Source organism: Chitinophaga sp. SYP-B3965 (assembly GCF_009647655.1).
Taxonomy (GTDB): domain Bacteria; phylum Bacteroidota; class Bacteroidia; order Chitinophagales; family Chitinophagaceae; genus Chitinophaga.
Genome location: NZ_WJFD01000003.1, coordinates 715,542 through 735,457, shown reverse-complemented (window position 1 = coordinate 735,457; position 19,916 = coordinate 715,542). Strand labels below are relative to the sequence as shown.

Sequence of the window (19,916 nt, the reverse complement as noted above, 5' to 3'; positions counted from 1 at the left end):
TTTAAGATACAATATTATTAGTTTTGTGGTATGCTTAAACTGAATAAAATACACCATATCGCCATCATCTGTTCTGATTATGAGCGTTCCAAACTGTTCTATACGGAGGTGCTGGGGTTTGAGATCGTACAGGAAACTTTCCGTTCAGCAAGGCAGTCCTGGAAGCTGGACCTTGCCCTGGGTGGTTCTTATATTATAGAGCTGTTTTCTTTCCCTGATCCTCCTGCACGGCCTTCCCGTCCGGAAGCACAGGGTTTGCGGCATCTTGCTTTTGAGGTGGATGATGTGGATGTTGCGGTGAGGGCTTTGCTGGAGAAACAGGTAAAAACGGAGCCAATACGGGTGGATGAGCTTACCGGGAAACGATTCACGTTCTTTGCTGATCCGGATGGTTTGCCGCTGGAATTGTATGAGCTATGAAAGCAAAGTTAGATTAGCTATATTTATTCTCATAACATACCACGTCGCACGTTATGAGAATTATCCCTTTTTTATTTATTGTCCTGTTCATCTCTTGTAAAAACAAGCAGACTTACGAACAATGGACCACTTACAACGGAACCAAAGCAGGTTTAAAGTATTCCTCCCTCAAACAGGTAGATACCTCCAACGTACAGCAGTTAACGGTAGCCTGGGAATATCATACAGGCGATGCCGATACTGTCAATCATTCCCAGATCCAATGTAATCCCATTATGGTGAATGGGGTGTTGTACGTGATCTCTCCGCAATTAAAACTGGCGGCGCTGGATGCCGCTACAGGTAAGCCAAAATGGGTGTTTGACCCCTGGGCCGGGAAGGAAAGGCTGAAGAACCTTAATAACCTGCGTGGTCTTACTTACTGGGAAGACGAAAAGGATAAACGTATTTTTTATACCGCTGGCCCGCATCTTTATGCAGTGGATGCACTCAGCGGGCAATCAGCTATCTCCTTTGGGGATAGTGGAAGGATAGATCTGCACAATGATCTGGGAGAAGGTGCGAAGGATTTATATGTGATCACTACTTCACCCGGCATGATCTACAAAGATCAGCTGATCATTGGTTCCCGTGTATCTGAGCGCAGTGATGCTGCGCCAGGGCATATCCGCAGCTACGATGTACACACCGGAAAATTGCGCTGGATCTTCCATACTATTCCTCAGCCCGGTGAAGCCGAATATGATAAATGGGAGAATAAGGAAATCTACAAACACCTGGGCGGGGCCAATTCCTGGGCGGGTTTTAGCCTGGATGAAGAAAGAGGAATACTCTTTGCGCCAACCGGTTCGGTATCATTTGATTTTTATGGTGGCATGCGGCAGGGCGCAAACCTGTTTGGAAATTGCCTGTTAGCGCTGGATGCCAATACGGGAAAACGTATCTGGCATTTCCAGAGCATTCATCATGATGTATGGGACCGTGATCTGCCAGCGCCACCGGTATTGGTAACTGTAACGCATAATGGTAAAAAAGTAGATGCCGCTGTACAGACCACCAAGGCTGGTTTCGTGTTGCTGTTTGACCGGGAGACCGGCGCGCCGCTTTTTCCTATAGAAGAAAGGCCTGTACCCTTACAGAGTGAATTGATCGGCGAAAAATTATGGCCTACACAACCATATCCTGTGTTGCCGGAACCATTTACCCGTCAGTTGATGAAGGAATCTGATCTTAATTACCTGCTACCTGATTCTTCTTTTAAAGATGTAAAAGAGCGCTGGACTAAATACAAAAAGGACCACATGTTTGAACCACCCTCCAAAGAAGGTACGGTTGTTTTTCCCGGACTGGATGGTGGTGCAGAATGGGGTGGCCCGGCAGTTGATCCGGAAACAGGCATCCTGTATGTGAATGCAAATGAAATGCCCTGGGTGGTGGAGATCGTAGACATGAATGGTAAACAGGCAAATAACGAAACAAACCTGCAAGCAGGTAAACGGTTGTACCGGGCACAGTGCATGAGTTGCCATGGCCCTGAAAGAGAAGGTGGTGGCAATTATCCTTCGCTATTGAACGTTCAGTCTAAATATACTACAGAAGAGTTTATACAACTGATCAATACGGGCAGACGCATGATGCCCGGTTTTAGCCGTTTGCAGGAAGAAGAGAAGAATGCGATCGCTGCTTTTATCCTTGACCTCAAACCTGTACAGGCACTTGCATACAAAGGACCGAAACAGCCTGTGGATAGTTTTCGAACACTTCCTTACGCTATGACGGGTTATAATAAATTCCTCAGCAAAGAAGGCCATCCTGCTATCAGTCCTCCCTGGGGTACCTTGAGTGCGATTGATCTTAATACTGGTAAATATGTGTGGAGAGATACATTGGGAGAAGATCCTGCATTTAAAGGAAGAGGTGTTAAGACCGGGACGGAGAATTATGGTGCACCGGTGGTAACAGCAGGCGGGTTGTTGTTCATTGCTGCTACTAAGGATGGGAAGATGCGTGCATTTAATAAAAGAACGGGGAAATTGTTATGGGAAACAACTTTGCCCGCGGCTGGATTTGCTACGCCTGCGGTTTATGAGGTGAATGGTAAACAGTATATTGTGATTGCCTGTGGTGGCGGAAAACTGAATACGGCATCGGGAGATAGTTACGTAGCGTTTGCTTTGGGAGAGTAGTGATATGTGGTTACCGGGAACGATTGCATAGAAAATTTTCATTTAACGGAAAGTTCTGTCTAAAATTGTTGTACGCGTTATGCATAAAAACTAATGAAGATCACCCTTCTTTTCCTCCTGTTGTCGGTAATGCCGGCTAAGAAACAACTGACCATCTGGATGATCGGGGATTCCACTATGTCTGTAAAAGCTCCTGACAAATCTCCGGAAACAGGCTGGGGTATGGCTTTGGCTGGATTTTTCCGGGAAGATGTACGGATAGAGAACAGGGCCATGAATGGACGCAGCACATTGTCTTTTATTAATGAAAACCGCTGGCAGCCGATCGTGGATCATTTGCAGAAAGGAGATTACGTATTGATCCAGTTTGGGCATAATGATGAGAAGGTTGATAAAAATGGTGTTGGTGTTTCCTTGACAGCATACAAGGCGAACCTTGCTAAGTTTATAACAGAAGCGCGGCGTCGTAAGGCCATCCCTGTGCTGCTTACTTCCATCGCACGCCGTCACTTTGTAAATGGGGTATTGCAGGATACGCACAAAGGATATCCTGATGCGATGCGTGCTTTGGCAGACAGCATGCAGGTTCCATTGATAGACCTGGAAAAGAAGAGCATGCAATTACTGACTGCATTGGGAGACGAAGGTTCTGTTCGTTTGTTCCTTCATGTGCCTCCCGGCCATGAACATTACCCGGAAGGGGTAAAAGATAATACCCATTTGAGCCCTGAAGGTGCTAATGCCATTGCAAAGCTGGCAGTGGAAGGTATGAGAGCGCAAATACCAGGGCTCACCAAATATCTGCGCTAAATGAAAATGATTATGATGACGAAAACCGCCTGGAGAATTAAGTTCCTGCTTTTATGCTCGAAGAAAGACTAAAATATCGTAATTTACAGTAAGACCCCACCACCCCATGTAAAGCCAACACGCGTATTCCATTTATTAACTAAACCACCCCATCATGAAAAAGCAAATGTTTGTTTGGTTTTCTGCATTGCTATTTGCATTCAGTTCATGTGAACGCATTCCGGGAAATCAACCCCCTAAAGACATTAACATTACCATCACAGACATCGTTGGCAAACCTGTTGAAGACGTACATGCAGGTATGCTCATTAAACTTGTTTCGCCTGAATTTACAGAATTGAACAAACAGGGACTGATCCGGCAGGAGGGAAAGATCTTCTTTGATAAACAGGAAGCAAAGATCAAAGAAGCAAAGGGAGATTATGTGCTCCTTACCTTGCCCATCTTAAATTACATTGAGTTAACCAGGATCGATCTTTCCCTGTTGGTGAGGAACACCCGATGGCAGCTTTGCGTTGCCTGCCTGCTTTACAGACCTACCGTTACAGGTGTTGTTTTAACAGGAGGGCCGGAAGACGGGACGTTTAATTTGCCGGCAGAAATGACGCTGGATGCAGCGGGTAATATTTATGTGATCGATCAACGCACAGGGCATGACCTGATCAAAAAGGTAACACCAGCTGGTGTGGCTTCTAATTTTGCGGGTATGGCGGATGAATTCGGACGGCTTGTGGGGATTGCGATCGATAATACCCGTGGCTTGCTATATGTAGCGGATGCCACCAGTGATCAGGTGAAAGCGATTAACCTGGCCAGCCCTTCCTCCATCACTATCCTTGCAGGAAGCGGAACGGCCGGTAATGCAGATGGAACAGGTACTGCAGCATCTTTCCGTTTTGGCGCCAACCTGGTGAGTGATTTTGGTACTTCAGAAGTAGGGCAGGGGATGACCATAGATGCAAGCGGAAACCTTTATGTGGGTGAGGCTTATACGGAAACGATCTCTTTCGCTTCGCAGCTCCGGAAAATTACACCTGCCGGTGTTGTAACACTGGTACCGGGGAGTCGCATAGAACCCATGAGCCAGGAACAGGTGGCTATGTCTGCCGGTGTAAGTATTGATGCCGGGAATAACATTCATTATGTGAGCGGGAGTTCAGGATTTTACCAGGGGATCACGAAGATCACTTCTGCTGGTATCTCTTCCCGGCTGGCAGGCAGAACTTCTTTTGAAGGGCTGAATGATGGTACGGGGAATCTGGCACAATTCTCTTATCCTAAAGCGATCACTTCTTATGGTGCTAACTTTTATGTGGCGGATGGAACAAATGGAGCCCTCCGCCGGGTTAGCAGTACGGGCACCGTTATTACCCTGGCGGGGGTAGGGCATTTTGCAACGGCTGCTTATTGTGCTTGTCCTTTTGTGGGGCCGGTAAGCGGGAGTTATGTGATGCCGTCATTACTTGCACCGGCTGATGCATATGAAACATTGGCTGCTGCCATCCGGATGAACCAGGCTGGTGGTGTGGCGGTGAGGAGTGCAGGGTTGATCTATGTGGCGGATTATGGTTATAGGTGTATCTGGAAGATCACTATCGGCTAAATGGCTTTTAATAAAAGAAACCATCGGCGGCTATGGGCTGGTGGTTTCTTTTGCCGGAGGATTTGCCTGGAGTTTGCCGCGCAGGAAAGGGCGGTATTTTTTTTCTTTTTTGAAGAGAGTGTTTTTATTTGGAGGTTTGGGTTTTCTTATTAAATAAAGTGGGTGTTTTTTTACTGAATAATGCTGCTGATTTTTCTATTAGATAATACTTGCTGTTGGTTTTCTATTGGATAATACTTTGCTACTGTTTTTCTATTAGATAATACTTATTTTTTTCTTTAAAGAGATATCTTCAACGCCTCCGCAGGATTTTTAACAATGATCTGTTCAATCTCTCTCTCAGAAAATCCCTTCTCCTTCAACAGCGGGATCAATGTTGTAAATATGGTGGTATATCCTCTGAAATCCCCACCATCTGGTTCTCCCGGGCGATAATAACCGGCATCATGTGAGAGCAGTACATGATTTAATAATCCGGCTTCTTTCAAATTAATAAGGGCATCCACATAATAACTCATATCATCACTTACATTATCGAGACTAATCCATGCGCCCATTTTTGCTGCGCGGATATGCATTGTTTTATCTTTCTCTGCCTGTGCATGTACCCATACAAAAGCACTGGGATCTACTTTCGCTTCTTTTAATATTTCCAGTTGTTCAAATGCTGCCCTGCCTGGTCCGGTATGCGAGTAAATGGTGAGTCCTGTTTTCAGATGTGTAATGGCGGCTGCGCGGACTAACTTTTTATGGATGTCTGTCAACCCATTTGTTGGGCCATCTACACTGATCTTGATAAACCCCGGTTTGATATCTGTGCCATCTATTCCCTGCTCAAATTCCTTCACCCACCTGGCTGCCAGTTGTTCTGCTGTTTCGGTAAATGCCCAGGCGGGGAGATGTTTATTGGAACGGGCGCCGTAATAACCGGTGTTGGTGATGATGGCGATGCCTGTTTTATCGGAGAGCATTTTTAACAACCGTACATCCCGGCCTAAAAATGCGGGCGTGCATTCAACAATGGCTTTTACGCCGGCTTTTTTGGCTGCTGTGAAATAAGGAGCGACTTTGTTTATTACGGTTGTTTTGTCCCATCTGCTTTCATTTGTTTTATCAGCGCCAATAAAATCTACCAGCACATGTTCATGTGCGAGTGTAATGCCAATGCTGTTTGCCTGGACAGGACCATTGATGGTGATGATCTGCTCTGTGGGAAGGAGAGCAGTAGCGAGGGTTAGGATCAGTAACATGTTCATATACTAAATTTAGTAAAAAAAGGCTGATTGAATAAATCAATCAGCCTTTAGAATTAAACGTTAGCTCAGCTTATTGCGGGTAACCCGTGTTCTGAGGTTTCAAGTTTGGATTCAAATCGATTTCAAACTGTGGTACAGGGAATAGGACGTGGAAAGCTTTAACATTTACAGAGCCTTTGGCTAACATGGTGGTAACCAGTTTGTCTGTGCGTACGAGGTCGAACCAGCGTTGGCCTTCAAAGCAAAGTTCCAGTCTGCGTTCGTTCAGGATGGAGTCACGCAGTTGTGCTTGCGTTAAACCTGCCAGGTTAGTCAATCCTGCTCTTTTACGGATGCTGTTCACTGCTTTGTAAGCCGGGTTGTCGTCAACAGGTACGTTCACTTCATTATATGCTTCTGCATAAGTGAGTACTACTTCTGCATAACGCATCAGCGGGTAGTTATTATCAGATTGGTTTTCTGCTTTGGAATCCGCATCTATCCATTTGTTACAATAGAATTTATTGTCTGTTCCTTTGGTGAAGAACACAGCGCGGCGGAGGTCATTTGCATTAAAGCTGTTGTAGAGCTCCTGTGTAGGCTGAAAGGAACCGAATCCTCTGCCGCCTACTGCATTATTCTCCTGTGCAAAGAAGGCGATGAGGTTACCACCTTGTCCGGCAGGGCCGCTCACGAATTGTGCATCGAAGATGGCTTCTTTACCAAATTCGTTTTTGATATCGTATACATCCAGATAATTATCCCAGAGACCATAACCATATGCGGTGGTGGTCATTACTTCACCTGCTTTATCAGCTGCCAGCTGGTATTGCTTTTGTGTTAAATACACGCTGGCCAGGAATGCCTGTGCGGCTCCTTTTGTAGCGCGGCCCTGATCAGCACCTGTGTAAGCGGGTGGTAATATAGCTTCGGCGTCTTTCAGATCTGCAATGATCTGTACGTATACATCAGCTTTAGGTGTGCGTTTGGGATAAGTGAGTTTGTCCAGTGCGGCCAGGGCTGTGGTCATCAGTGGAACATCGCCAAACAAACGTACCATGTGGTAGTAATAGAAAGCGCGCAGGAATTTTGCTTCACCAACGAGCCTGTCCCTTAAGGCAACATCCATGTCAATTTTTGGAACGTAATCGATCACGAAATTGCTGTAGGAGATGCCCTGATAAAAGTTCTGCCAGGTTTCGCGGGGGATAGCATTGGTGGGCGTGTGCACGAAGTTGTCCAACTGAACACGGTCGTTATTATTGGGGAGCGGGAACATGTTGTCTGTAGTCACCTCACCCAGGATGGCATAGTTACGGGTAACGAAACCATTATTACGAACAGGTGCGTAGGCTGCACTTACTGCAGCAATGGCATCGTTCTTTGTTCTGTAGAAATTTTCCGGGGCAATAAAAGACTGAGGGATCTCTTCCAGTTTTCCGCAGGAAGTTGCACCAATCGCCACCAGTCCGAGTATATAGAGAATACGTTTCATGATCTTCATTTTTAATAAATTCTTTTAATTACAAACCGATATTAAGACCCACCAGGAATATTTTAGCAGCAGGATAGCTACCATAGTCAGTACCCTGACTGAGATTGTCCTGGCCAAAGCGGCTTACTTCAGGATCGTATCCGGAGTAGTCTGAAAAGGTGAGCAGGTTTTGTGCGCTCACATAGATCTTCACGTTGGTTAAACCGGCACGTTTGAGCAGGTTGGCAGGGAAATTATAAGCCAGCTGTATATTGCGCAGACGGATGTAAGAACCATCTTCTACCTGGCGGCTGGTAACCTGGTAAGGCTGACCGTTTGCACTGGCGCGGGGAATGGTATTGCTTGGATTGGTAGGCGTCCAGCGATCCAGTACAGAGGCCAGCTGATTACTTACACCTGTTTGTGATTCCAGTTCAAAACGGTTGAGGTTGAAGATGCTGTTACCTTCTACTCCCTGGAAGAATACGCTCAGGTCAAATCCTTTAAAAGAAAAATTGTTCGTGAAGCCAAAAGTATAATCAGGTTGCGCATGGCCAAGGATCACACGGTCTGATGAGTTGATCACACCATCCGGGTTAATGTCTTTAAATCTGCGTTCTCCTGGTTTAGCTGTTTTCTGTGCAGACTTTGAAATCTCATCCGCATTCTGGAAAATACCATCTGTTACCAGGCCATAGAAAACACCAATTGGCTGGCCTACGCGTAAGATACCTGAGTTACCTAATTGCAAGTGTCCGCTGGCGCCACCGGAAGGGATATCTCCTGTTACATCACCCAGGTCCAGGATCTCATTTTTGTTGTAAGAGATATTGAAGCTGGTGTTCCATTGGAATTCGCCGGTGAGGTTGGTGGAGTTAATGGATAACTCTGTTCCTGTGTTCTTCACCTTGCCAATGTTCTGGAGGGAGGTGTTGTAACCGGATGTGATGGGTAGTGATACGTTATACAGCAGGTCTTTTGTTTTCTTCTGATACCAGTCTGCGGTGATCTGGATACGGTTATTGAATAAACCGAAATCTATACCGATATCTGCCTGTGCGGTGGTTTCCCATTTCAGTTTGGGGTTACCGATCCGGTTAGGTGCATAGCCTACAGTGAGGACATTACCGAAGTTATAGTTCTGTGTGGTTAATCCTCCCAGTGACTGGTACTGACCAATTTCCTGGTTACCGGTTAATCCATAACTGGCACGGATCTTCAGATCACTTACTGCTTTTACATTGTGCATGAATGATTCATTGGAAACACGCCATGCAACAGATCCTGAAGGGAAGAAGGCCTTCTTGTTACCTTCTCCGAAACGGGAAGAACCATCTATCCGGCCGGTGAGGGTTAAAAGGTATTTTTCTTTCAGGTCATAATTGATCCGTCCGATGTAAGAACGCAGTGACCAGTCGTTCTTGTTGGAAGTGCCGGTATTGGTTTGCTGCGCGGTACCCAGGTTATTGTACACCAGGATGTCGTTAGAGAAGTTTTGTGCATTGGCACGTACATCTTCAAAGTTGGCGGTTTGGAAAGTGTAACCAGCCAGTACATTGATCTTATGGATCTTGTTGAACGTTTTCCTGTAGCTTAAGGTATTTTCATTCAGCCATTCGCCATATTGGGTAGCATAGATAGATGCGTTTCCGTTAGCGGCCAAACCAGAATACACTGTTCTTGGCAGGTAGAAATTGGTTTTGTTATAGTTGATGTTGGCGCCCCATAACATTTTAAACACCAGGCCTTCCAGTATTTTGTATTCACCGGAAATGTTACCCAGTAAACGGGTGCCGGTGGCATTGTTACTGGTTTCATTGGCCATAGCCACGGGGTTACTGATGAGGATACCTCCGGGGCGGTTGTTGATGGTGTAAGTACCATCGGCTGCTCTTACCGGAACGGTAGGAGAGAAATTGAGTGCACCATAAACAACACCGGCACCTGCTCCACCATCTCCATCTGTATTCACAGATTTACCTCTGCTGCGGCTAACAGTTAAACTGCTGCTCAGTTTAAACCGGCTGTTGATCTCCTGATCAAGGTTCATACGAACGGATCCGCGGCCAAAACCAGAATTGATCACAATACCCTGCTGATCAAAATAGTTAGCAGAAATGGCGTATTGTGTTTTTTCGCTACCACCTGAAAACGTCAACTGATAGTTTTGCATGGGGGCGTCCTGGAAAATTTCATCCTGCCAGTCTGTACCAGCTCCCATTGCTGCAATCTGTGCATCCGTGAAGGTGAGGGGTCTTTGAGGACCTGTTGGGTTATCAGCGTTTATCGTTTTTATTCCATCATTTACAAGGGTGGCCAGTTGTGTGGCATTCAGGAGGTCCAGCTTTTTGCGGACGGTTTGCACACCATAATAACTTTCGAACTGGATGTTGTTCCTGCCGGCCCTTCCTCTTTTTGTTTGAATGATGATCACACCGTTCGCTCCTCTTGATCCATAGATAGCGGTGGCGGATGCATCTTTCAGTATTTCCATAGATTCTATATCGTTAGGATTGATGGCGGGGCCGCTTTCATTATATAATGGATAGCCATCCACTACATACAATGGTTCGTTACCTCCCTGGATAGAGTTACCTCCGCGGATACGGATGGTCATCCCACCACCGGGTGCATTGGAAGACTGGGATACTTTCACCCCGGCAGCCCTTCCTTCCAGTGCCTGAGAAAGAGATGCTGCCGGAATGGCTTTGATCTCTTTGGAGGTAACGGAGGAAATAGATCCGGTGATGTCGCTTTTGCGGATGGAGCCGTAACCTACCACTACTACCTGTTCCAGGGATTTTTCGCTGGAAGCGAGGGTAACGTCTATGCCAGTTCTTCCGGCAACGGCTACTTCCTGGGTGGCATATCCTATAAAGGAAAAAATAAGTGTAGCATTATCGATGCCGGTATTAATGGAGTATTTACCACCAGCACCAGAGGTAGTACCTGTGGAAGTTCCTTTAACCCGGACAACTACACCCGGTAAAAGTTCTCCTTTCTCATCTTTTACAATACCAGAAACAGTGATGCCTTGTGCATGGAGACTGTTGGGAAACACAAATGCTGCCAGAAGGAGACAGGCAATAGTCAGCTGCCTGAAGCGCTGAATTGTAATGTTTTTAATCATGGAATTAAGACTTGTTCGTTAGGAATTTTTACGTGGATCAATAGATTTTTAACGTCAGTGTGGGAATAAAAAAGAGTTGCCGCCAGCTAGATTTAACCGGGAGAATAAAAATAGAGAGAAGAGAGACTGAATGTTTTTGATGGGCCACTACTTAAACCCTACAATGGAAAGATTAATTGAACACTACGGACTTTAAGCACTACAATGCCCCTACAACAGTAGGTTAATTGATTGATAAACAATTTATTAGATGCTTACGGGGCTTTTGGGGAGATGGGTGAGGAAGTCTGCCAGGTTGGTATCCGGGAGTAGTAGTAGTTTCTTTCTCAGTCGGTACCGGGCAATTTCAACAGCCTTGAGGGTGATGTTGAGGAGCTGGGCAATCTCTTTGGAGGAGAGGTTCATTCTGAGATAAGCGCATAATTTCAGGTCGTTGGCGGTGAGGTCCGGGTAGGCCTGTTTGAGGGTATTGAAGAAATCTATATTTACATTGTTGAAGTGGATGGCAAACTGATCCCAGTCCTCATTGCTCTTTTCCACTTCTCGGATCAGCTTTAATAAATTCCGGTAGGCGGGGGAGCTATCGTCAGAAGTATCTTTTTTCATCAGGGAGGAAATGATCTCTTTGATCTTTGTGAGCACTTCTCCTCTTTGTACGAGGTTGATGGTCATGGTGAGCAGTTCCCTGTTCTTGAAATTGATGTCCGTTTCCAGCTTTTCGTTTTTCAGTTTGATGATCTCTTTCTCATTTCTGTCCAGTACCAGCTGGTGTAAATAGTTGAGGTGCTGTTGTTCTGCCAGGTGTTTTTTCTGCTGCCATCTGAATACGAGATAGATGATCCCTGCCAGCAGGCATATGTATAATCCGTAGATCCAATAGCTGTTATACCAGGCACGTTGTACTTCGAACGTATAATTTATGGGGGCGGATTCACTGCCCAGGTTGTTCCGGGCCTTTACAGAAAAGGTATATTTTCCGGGAGGGAGATTGGTGTAATCCTTTTCGCTTTTGGTACTCCAGGCAGACCATTCTTTATCGAACCCCACCAGCTGGTAGCTGAATTCAATGTTCCGCAGCTGCTCAAACATGGTGGAGGAATATTCAAAATGAAGAGAGTTGAGCTTGCTGCCCAGCTGCACGGTGGTATTGCGATTGCCGTAACCACCATATAAAAGGCTGTCCTGCAGACCAGAAAGTCTTACCTGCCCCAGGAATACATCCGGTTGGGTGATCTGGTTGCTGTATTTTTTATAATTCACATGAATGATGCCTTTATAGGCGGCGATGAAGATGTTCTCGTCATTCCAGGAGTAGATGGATTCATATCCGCTGAGTATGATCCCGTTCAGTTCCGGGAAATACACCACGGAGTAATCTTTGCCGTCCGCGGGTTTATGAAAATCAACTACCCCTACTTTTTTATGAGTGATGAACCAGATGTTGCCGTCTTTGTCCTCATGCAGGTACTGGATATCCTGGTCTTTTAGGATGGGGTGCAGCGTGGGGGACAATTCAAACCGGTTGGAGGAGGGGTTGAATTCATACACACCACTTAATGCTGTTACGACGATCCTGTTTTTGATGCGGTATATATAATTACCATTATTACCGGGCAAACCTGATTTACTGTCGTATAACCGGGAGCTCACGATCTTGCTGAAATCCGGCGAAAGCTGGATCCTGTAGATACCCTGATTTGGGTGAGAGGCCCAAACGGTGGAAGAATTACTTTCGAAGGTGATGAAACGGAGGGATGCAAAAACGCCATCCAGGCGGCCCATATCTTTAAAATCCTGCTGATCAAATTTGATGTGCCGGAGGCCGGTGTAGGTACCTACAATAATATGGCCGGCAGGGAAAACCTGGGAGGCTGGTTTGAATAACCAGGACCCTGCTGCGGCATAGAGTTTTGTGGCGGTGCTGCCATTAATGGTAAATCCTCCATCTTCATGACCCACCAGCAGATGATCGTTGATCTCTTCCAGGCTCCATACCTGGCCGGTGGTATTACTCACTTCAGTAAAAGCGCTTTCAGATAAACTGAGGTCCTTTTTGGTGAGATCGATGGGAGAAGAATACACGCCGTTGGAAGTGCCGATATATAATCTGTCCCGGAAGATGCGGGAAGCATAACCTGTGATCTGTTTCTTTTTGTCCGGGTAGATATATTTAACAGCACTGTTGATAGCGATCTGGTCAATGCCATCGTCGAGTCCTATCCAGAGGTTCTTATTCCTGTCCAGGCGCAAACACCTGATATTATTCTTTTGCAGGCCTTCCTGGTAGGAGTAGGTCTGGATGAGTTTTCCATTCCTGTCTACAATGAAGATGCCGGAAGAATTGGTGCCAAATGCAAACCAGTCCTCATTTACTTTCACGGTACAATAGAGGCGATCGTGCGTGAAGATGTTGTCTATACTGGTGGTTTTGGGCGTGAGTATATTATTATGGAGGAAGTAGACGCCTTTTTTAAGTGTAGAGATCAGCAGGGTATCTTTGCCGTATTCCAGGATGGAGGTGATAGGTGTTTCGTCCAGGATGGGATCGTTGCAGTAAGGTTTCCAGACACCGTTGTCATAGATCACCAGTCCTTTATTATATTCCTGTGCAAACAACTGGTTATTGGCATCTCCCAGGAAATCCCACCTCGTGGCAGGTTTATAAACACTGATCACGCCGTCTTTCAGCTGAAAGATCTGGTTCCTGGAACGGAAAAATACCTGTTCATTTAAAATGGCAATGTTCCATATATCGGGAAAATGATCTTCTGCGGGAGGCAATAATTTCTTCAGGGAATGATATACCAGGCGGCCCTGTTCGTCTGGGAAGAAGTAACCGATCTCATCCTGGCCACCTACGTAGATCTTTCCGTCTTCGGCTATTTTAATGGAGCGGACGATGGTTTGGTTGGGTAATTGATATCTCCTCCAGTATTTCCCGTCGAATGAGAGGAGACCTTCGCTGTTGCCAAAATATAATATTCCATCAGGACCTTGTTCAATGGCCCAGTTCTGCACGCCCGCTTTATAATCGTAGCTGTGGTAGTTAACGATCTGTGGTAATGCTGTTTGATTTTGCCCATAAACGCATAAGCAAAGAATCAGAGAATATATCGTGGAAACAAACTTCTTCACGCGATTTAGATTAGTGGAATGTGGCCTTTATCAACGAATATACATAACTCACCGTATATTTATGAAATGCTGTCATCAGAACAACCTGATTGGGGGAAGTTTGAACACTTATTCCAGCGGGAAGAAATTCCTGCCAGAACGGTATTGCTACGGGAAGGAGATGTTTCCCGGAAAGCATATTATATTGAAAAGGGATGTCTTCGGCTTTGGTTCAACAACAAGGGCAAGGATGTTCACCGGGGCTTTTGGTTAGTGAAGGCTAATTCGCAGAGAAGTTTTTAACAGCTTCTTCTTTTTCTATCATTGGTGAAACCTTCACTGTTTTAACAATCCTATGTTTTGCAGGAGCAGGTAATTTCTTCTTTTTCTTTCTTCCCCACCAAACGAGAAAACCTGTGATGGGTAAGGAAGCTGCAATTAAAGCCACCAGGAAATAAACGATCTTGCTGCCTATGCCTAAAGCCCTGATCCGGCCAGTGTGGAAATCGAAATTAGTTCTGGCTACTGCAGCGTAACCGGTATAATTTTTATACAGTTCGGAGAATACCAGCTTACCTGTGTTGGCACTGTAATACAGCGTATTCTGTTTACGGATAATGCTGTAAGGGTACCGCATGGTAATGCGGATGTTGGCATCCTTATCATTATACGGTGTGATGAAAGTTTCTTTGGCGCCGGGGAAATCCTGTGTGGCTGCGTTATAGGCATCCTGCAAGGTGAAGTGGCCCATTGATTCCGGTTTGATGGGTTTCCTTTTAGCGTTATATTCTGTTGTGCCGCCGAATATTCCTGCCGCCACTTCTTTTGCTGTGTCAAAAACCCAGAACATGCCGGTGAGGGAAATAACGGTGAGGAAGAGTAAGGCATAAAAGCCGAGCACACTGTGCAGGTCCCAGTTGAGACGTTTGTAATTCTTTGTTTTAAAGTTGATGCGGGTGGCCTGTTTGAAGAACTTTAATTGTTTCGGGAACCATAAGATCAGTCCGCTTACACACATCAGGAAGAAGATCAGCACATTCCAGCGGATGATCTCTTTGCCTACTTCGCCCATATATAATTCCATATGGATCTTCAGGATCACGGTGAAGAAATCTGCATTTTTGTTCCTTACACCAATGATCTGAGCGGTGGTAGGATCAACAGATACATATCGTTTTTCCATGAAGAAGATGAACGCAGCATCTTTTGTTTCCTGGAAACGGATGCTGGTGATCTTTTCTTTAGGATAACGTGCGGTGACCGTTTCCTGCATTTTATCTACGGGCAGCCGGGGAATGTTGATATTACTTTCCGGGATGTGGTAGTATTTATGCTGGAACAATTGCCTGCCTTCTTCTTCAAATACGTACATGGCTCCGGTGAGGGCCACTATAACAACCACAAGCCCGGATGATAATCCGAGCCAGAGGTGTATTTGACGTACGATATTTTTAAACGTTTGTTTCTTCTTCTTCATCCTTTAAAATCTGAACGTAACGTTTGCGGTAACCCTGGTTGGCATTTGTGGTGCCAGGCGGGGTGACCAGTATTTTTCATTTGTAAGGTTATCTACTTTTACACCGAAACGGAAGGTTGGTTTATCGTAATAAACGGTAGCATCGAATATGGTGTAGGAAGGAATATTAAATACAAATGTAGCCGTGTTTGTCTGGAAGGAAGAACTGCCGTAGTTACCACCAATTCCAAAACCTAATCCTTTAGCGGCGCCTCTCATCAGGCGGTAGCTCATCCAGAAATTGGCCAGGTGTTCAGGGCCTGAGCTGGCAGGTCTTAAACCTTCTATGCTTTTATCTGAACGGGTCATTTTGCTGTCGTTATAAGTATAACCCGCCACGATATTGAAACCGCTGAAAGGGTTTGCGATCACTTCTGCTTCCAGTCCTTTGCTCACCTGTGTACCATCCTGGATGTTGAAATCAGGGTGGTCCAGGTCTACGCGGGTCATATTGCTTACATCAATATTATAGTAGCTGATGGTACTGCTGAGTTTGTGATTGAGCACATCCAGTTTTACCCCCACTTCCCACTGGTTGGCTTGTTGAGGTTTAAAGGTAGTTCCTTCAAAATTCTGACCGGTGATGTTATTGAAACCATTCATGTAGTTACCGAACATAGATACTTTGTCTTTCACGATCTCATATACGATACCCAGCTTAGGAGACAATGCATTCTGAGAAAATGCGCCACTGGCGGTATCGAATGCGGGACGGTAAGTACCTCTGTCTACATAACGATCTGCACGAAGGCTTAACATCACATTCAGTTTGGAGGTGATATTAATTACGTCTGATGCGTAAACGCTGTAGGTAGATTGATTGGTGCGGTAGATATCATACTTGGCGGTGGCTGCAATAGAGTCCACCCTGTCTGCATTGATATTATTGTAAGCAGCACCGGGGCGTTTGAAGTTTATAACGGGCAGTAAAGCAGTGGGTGTATTCCTGTCGCTGCGCTGGTTATAGAAGTCAAAACCTACTACTATGCGGTTGCGCAGTTTGCCGATCTTGAAATCACCTATCAGGTTCTGCTGGATCTCTGTACCATTGTAGGGGAAGTTCTCTTTTTGTATGCTTGGTTGTAAAGTGCTGTCGGATATTCCTATCAACTGGCTCACATAACCAACGGTGGTAGAGAAGGTGCGGGTGAAATTGGTTTGCAGCTTCCACTGGCTGTTGATCTGGTAGTTGATCTGGCCGAAGGTATTGAACTGTTTTGTTACGTAATCCAGCGAGTTGTTCGTGAAGGAACGTTTAGGGTCCATACCCAGGTCTTCAATATTTTTGATCTTCCCGTTTTTTGCAGGTGCATAACGAATGGGAGAGGTGGCATTGAAAGTAGATGCTTCCACATCCAGGAGGAGGGTAAGTTTGTCGTCTACTTTATACACCAGGCTGGGGGCCAGCATCAGGCTGCGGGTAAAACCTGCATCCTGGAAACTTTGTTCAGAATGCAAAGCGCCATTTACACGCAACAGTACCGTTTTTTCTTCATTGAGCGGACTGTTCACATCGAAAGTGAGGCGGTTGAGGTTATAGCTGCCGGCAGAGTAACTGATCTCTCCTTTTCTGGCTTCATTGGGTTTTTTGGTGACCCGGTTGAAGAGGCCGCCGAAAGAGATCTGGCTGCTGTTGAAGAGTGTGCCGGAAGGGCCTTTTATAGCTTGCAGTACTTCCAGGTTGGCGGGATCTATATTCGTATACACAAAACCGGAAATACTGTTGCGGATCATATTGGCTGTAACAAAACCCCTGGCGAGCAATGCGCTTCTACCCTGATTATATACAATGGGTACACCGGCACCTGGAATATTTTTGAAGATGCTGTTATAGTCTGTGGCCAGTTGTTCCTTGATGATCTCTTTGGTAACGATGGTATATACCTGCGGATTTTCGATGTTCTTAATAGGCAGGCGGGCAATGTCGTCCGTTTCTTTTTTGTTGAATTTGTTGTAACCGGCGGTGATGGTTACTTCGTTGAGTTGCTGATGTGTAACTTCCAGCTGTACAGTCACTTGTGTTACCTCGTCCTTTTTTACGGTTACTTCCAGGGTGGCGGGAGCGTATCCGATGAGTAAAACCCTTAATGTATGGGTGCCGGTCCTGATCTGCTGCACGTTGAAAACGCCATCTTCTCCGGAAACGAATTCGCCCTGTATCCCTTTTATCTGGATACTGGCGCCGTCTACCGGTTTGCCGTCTGTAGTGAGCACTTTTCCTTTGATGGTGCCCTTATCCGCTGATTCTCTGGCGAATGATATATTATAGGTAATGATAAATAGTAGAAATAATAACCCTGTTCTCATGTTGTAAGCAGTATTTGCGGATGCAAATCTCCCCCCACTTTCCCAAATCGGAATGTCGGATCGGGAAAATTATTTACGGGAAGGGGAAAATCATCTTCCTGCTTCGTACATCAGGCTGGATAATACTACGTTACGGGAATCTTTCATGTAGGCGTAAAAGTCTATGTTTTTGAGTGTGGAGGGGAGGACGGCTTTATAAGTATTTGGGCTGGTTGCTTGTGCTGGCAGGGGAAGCCAGGTACGGGCCTGCCAGTTTGCGGAACGGTCACTGTAATAAATTTTCACGGAATCTGCCTGTATGCCGGATGGGAGGTTCACGGAAATGTAAATCTCTTCTGTACCATCGGCTTGCTGTTTTCTGCGGGAGATCTGTATTTTCCCAAAAGGCTGGTCTATTCCTTTCAGGTAATGATCGAAATAAAGCTGCTGCATTTGGCTTCCATTGGGGCCTTGTACATGATTGAAATTGGGTACCCAGGCGTGGTTCTTTGTTCCTTTTATTTCACGGAGCGTGGCCATCACGGCTTCCGGCCAGAAGTAGGTATCATTGGTGCCTGTTTCAATAAAGTAGGGCGCTTTGATGTGTTTTGCCCGCCTGCCTGCATCCAGGTGGGTTAGCCAGGTTGCTCTATCCTGATCCGGCATTTTGCGGATGATCTCTTTCCAGAAAGACCCCAGATCGTAGAATCCGCATCCAAACACGGCATAAGCTGCTTTTACTTTTTTCTCTAAGAGGCCTGCCAGCATGGTGGTGGAGTAGCCACCCCAGGAGAAACCGGTGATGCCGATGTTCTTAACATCCATATTGGGTTGCGCGCTAAGGAGGTTAAATGCTTCCAGTCCTGCAATGATGGCATCTGCGAGTGTGCTGCTTTGAGGGCCTTCGGAAAGATCGAAACGGGGAGCTTCGCCGTTTTTGGTTTTCCATGTTCCGGAAGAATAGGGAACTTTTGTATTACCGCAAATTCCCGGGAGATCAGGCGCAAGGGTTATGTAACCGCGTTTTGCATATTCTTCAACCCGTGAGCGCATTCCTTCTGCATTACTTCCTCCGCCGTGCAGGAAAAGGATGCCGGGATATTTTCCTGCCTGCAACGGGGAAGCGATAATGGCATATACTGCATTCTGCCCGTTCCTGGAACTGAGGACCACTTTACGGGTGATAATATTATCTGTAGTATCCTCACTGATCACTTTTGTTATTACAGGGATGCTGTTCTGGTACTTTGCGAAAGGATCTTGTGCTGACAGGGAGATACCCGGAACGGCCAGGGCAGTACTTAGTATAAAAATAAAAACCCCTTTTATAAAATTGCGACGCTTCATTTATCCCGTGAATTTAATAGCAAAATTATGACCGTGTTCCGGTAATCTCCCAAAAACATTTTATTGTGCGATGTTAACTGTTTTGACAGGCGTGTAATTATATTTCTTAAAACTGTCGTTCACCCTTACACCTACCCGAACGTAATAAGTAGTGGCATACTTCATGGCTGCTGTAGAAGTGATGGTGAGCGTTTGCCCTTCCATTACAGCGGTAGCAGTAACTGCGCCACCAACAATGGTATTATCCCAGTTATTGTTGCCCACGTATTGTGTTGTTGAAATGAATAACTGGTAGTCCAGGAGGTTGGGCTGTGTTTTTCCTGCCGGTGCGGCACTCCGGGTAAATTTGAAGGACGCAGTGATCTTTTTGTCTCCTGTTGCAGAAGGATCAGTGATCCATTCTACATTGAGATAGGGTACCACTGTAAAGTTTGCAGTGGCCCTGTTGCCTGATCTTATATCTACCATTAGCATCTGCGCACTGTCTATCGGATAAAAAGGTCCTTCAACCGGTGTAACCCTGTATGTGCCGGGGAATAATTTGTCATTGAGGAAAGAGCCATCCTGTTTGATGTTCAGGTACAAAGGAATGGGATTGCTGCTCCAGCTCAGTTCATCCAGTTTCATACGTGCACTGCCTGCACCCTGTTCCAGTTGAAGGCCGGCCCCTTTGGCATCTGCAATGATCCCTGTCAATGCAGCATCTGGCGCTGCATAGTTATCTTTTTTACAGGCATACGCTACGATCAGGAAAAGAAGAACGGAATAGAATATTTTTTTCATGACTGATTTTTT

General features: G+C 45.8%; 12 protein-coding genes. 4 read left to right on the top strand and 8 right to left on the bottom strand.

The features are described 5' to 3' along the window. Nucleotides 1-30: 30 nt before the first annotated feature. From GFS24_RS20665 to GFS24_RS20650, 4 genes are all read left to right on the top strand, one after another. Nucleotides 31-420 (top strand): VOC family protein, encoded by a 390-nt coding sequence (locus GFS24_RS20665; protein WP_153662731.1) that lies wholly within the window; start codon nt 31-33, stop codon nt 418-420. Nucleotides 421-473: 53 nt separating this feature from the next. After that, nucleotides 474-2,606 (top strand): PQQ-binding-like beta-propeller repeat protein, encoded by a 2,133-nt coding sequence (locus GFS24_RS20660; RefSeq protein WP_153662729.1) that lies wholly within the window; start codon nt 474-476, stop codon nt 2,604-2,606. A 93-nt stretch (nt 2,607-2,699) separates the two neighbouring features. Next, nucleotides 2,700-3,416, top strand: a complete 717-nt coding sequence (locus tag GFS24_RS20655) for a rhamnogalacturonan acetylesterase (protein WP_153662727.1) — start codon at nt 2,700-2,702, stop codon at nt 3,414-3,416. A 154-nt stretch (nt 3,417-3,570) separates the two neighbouring features. After that, nucleotides 3,571-5,019: a hypothetical protein gene (locus GFS24_RS20650; protein ID WP_153662725.1), complete on the top strand. Its 1,449-nt coding sequence runs from the start codon at nt 3,571-3,573 to the stop codon at nt 5,017-5,019. Between the two features lie 278 nt (nt 5,020-5,297). Here GFS24_RS20650 and GFS24_RS20645 read toward each other — a convergent pair whose 3' ends face one another. The 8 genes from GFS24_RS20645 to GFS24_RS20610 form a co-directional block, all read right to left on the bottom strand. Next, nucleotides 5,298-6,269 carry a phosphotriesterase gene (locus tag GFS24_RS20645; RefSeq protein ID WP_216647464.1) on the bottom strand — a complete coding sequence of 324 codons (972 nt, stop codon included), beginning with the start codon at nt 6,267-6,269 and terminating at the stop codon, nt 5,298-5,300. A 76-nt stretch (nt 6,270-6,345) separates the two neighbouring features. Beyond that, the gene (locus GFS24_RS20640) at nt 6,346-7,749 is read right to left on the bottom strand and encodes a RagB/SusD family nutrient uptake outer membrane protein (RefSeq protein ID WP_173003136.1); all 1,404 of its coding nucleotides are present in this window, start codon (nt 7,747-7,749) and stop codon (nt 6,346-6,348) included. A 28-nt stretch (nt 7,750-7,777) separates the two neighbouring features. Beyond that, the gene (locus tag GFS24_RS20635) at nt 7,778-10,858 is read right to left on the bottom strand and encodes a TonB-dependent receptor (protein ID WP_153662719.1); all 3,081 of its coding nucleotides are present in this window, start codon (nt 10,856-10,858) and stop codon (nt 7,778-7,780) included. A gap of 246 nt (nt 10,859-11,104) precedes the next feature. Next, on the bottom strand, nt 11,105-13,993 hold the full coding sequence (locus GFS24_RS29495; RefSeq protein ID WP_216647462.1) for a triple tyrosine motif-containing protein: 2,889 nt from the start codon (nt 13,991-13,993) through the stop codon (nt 11,105-11,107). 259 nt (nt 13,994-14,252) lie between these two features. Beyond that, a complete protein-coding gene (locus GFS24_RS20625; RefSeq protein ID WP_153662717.1) occupies nt 14,253-15,449 on the bottom strand; it encodes a PepSY domain-containing protein in 1,197 nt (398 codons plus the stop codon). A gap of 3 nt (nt 15,450-15,452) precedes the next feature. Continuing rightward, nucleotides 15,453-17,795 carry a TonB-dependent receptor gene (locus tag GFS24_RS20620; RefSeq protein ID WP_153662715.1) on the bottom strand — a complete coding sequence of 781 codons (2,343 nt, stop codon included), beginning with the start codon at nt 17,793-17,795 and terminating at the stop codon, nt 15,453-15,455. Between the two features lie 90 nt (nt 17,796-17,885). Beyond that, nucleotides 17,886-19,121, bottom strand: a complete 1,236-nt coding sequence (locus tag GFS24_RS20615; RefSeq protein WP_153662713.1) for a S9 family peptidase — start codon at nt 19,119-19,121, stop codon at nt 17,886-17,888. A gap of 60 nt (nt 19,122-19,181) precedes the next feature. Beyond that, nucleotides 19,182-19,904, bottom strand: a complete 723-nt coding sequence (locus GFS24_RS20610; RefSeq protein ID WP_153662711.1) for a DUF3823 domain-containing protein — start codon at nt 19,902-19,904, stop codon at nt 19,182-19,184. Between the last annotated feature and the right edge of the window lie 12 nt (nt 19,905-19,916).

Excerpts from the sequence above, each read along its gene's own strand:
- GFS24_RS20665 (WP_153662731.1), top strand. The coding sequence starts at position 31 with ATGCTTAAACTGAATAAAATACACCATATCGCCATCATCTGTTCTGAT.
- GFS24_RS20660 (WP_153662729.1), top strand. The coding sequence starts at position 474 with ATGAGAATTATCCCTTTTTTATTTATTGTCCTGTTCATCTCTTGTAAA.
- GFS24_RS20655 (WP_153662727.1), top strand. The coding sequence starts at position 2,700 with ATGAAGATCACCCTTCTTTTCCTCCTGTTGTCGGTAATGCCGGCTAAG.
- GFS24_RS20650 (WP_153662725.1), top strand. The coding sequence starts at position 3,571 with ATGAAAAAGCAAATGTTTGTTTGGTTTTCTGCATTGCTATTTGCATTC.
- GFS24_RS20645 (WP_216647464.1), bottom strand. The coding sequence starts at position 6,269 with ATGTTACTGATCCTAACCCTCGCTACTGCTCTCCTTCCCACAGAGCAG.
- GFS24_RS20640 (WP_173003136.1), bottom strand. The coding sequence starts at position 7,749 with ATGAAACGTATTCTCTATATACTCGGACTGGTGGCGATTGGTGCAACT.
- GFS24_RS20635 (WP_153662719.1), bottom strand. The coding sequence starts at position 10,858 with ATGATTAAAAACATTACAATTCAGCGCTTCAGGCAGCTGACTATTGCC.
- GFS24_RS20625 (WP_153662717.1), bottom strand. The coding sequence starts at position 15,449 with ATGAAGAAGAAGAAACAAACGTTTAAAAATATCGTACGTCAAATACAC.
- GFS24_RS20620 (WP_153662715.1), bottom strand. The coding sequence starts at position 17,795 with ATGAGAACAGGGTTATTATTTCTACTATTTATCATTACCTATAATATA.
- GFS24_RS20615 (WP_153662713.1), bottom strand. The coding sequence starts at position 19,121 with ATGAAGCGTCGCAATTTTATAAAAGGGGTTTTTATTTTTATACTAAGT.
- GFS24_RS20610 (WP_153662711.1), bottom strand. The coding sequence starts at position 19,904 with ATGAAAAAAATATTCTATTCCGTTCTTCTTTTCCTGATCGTAGCGTAT.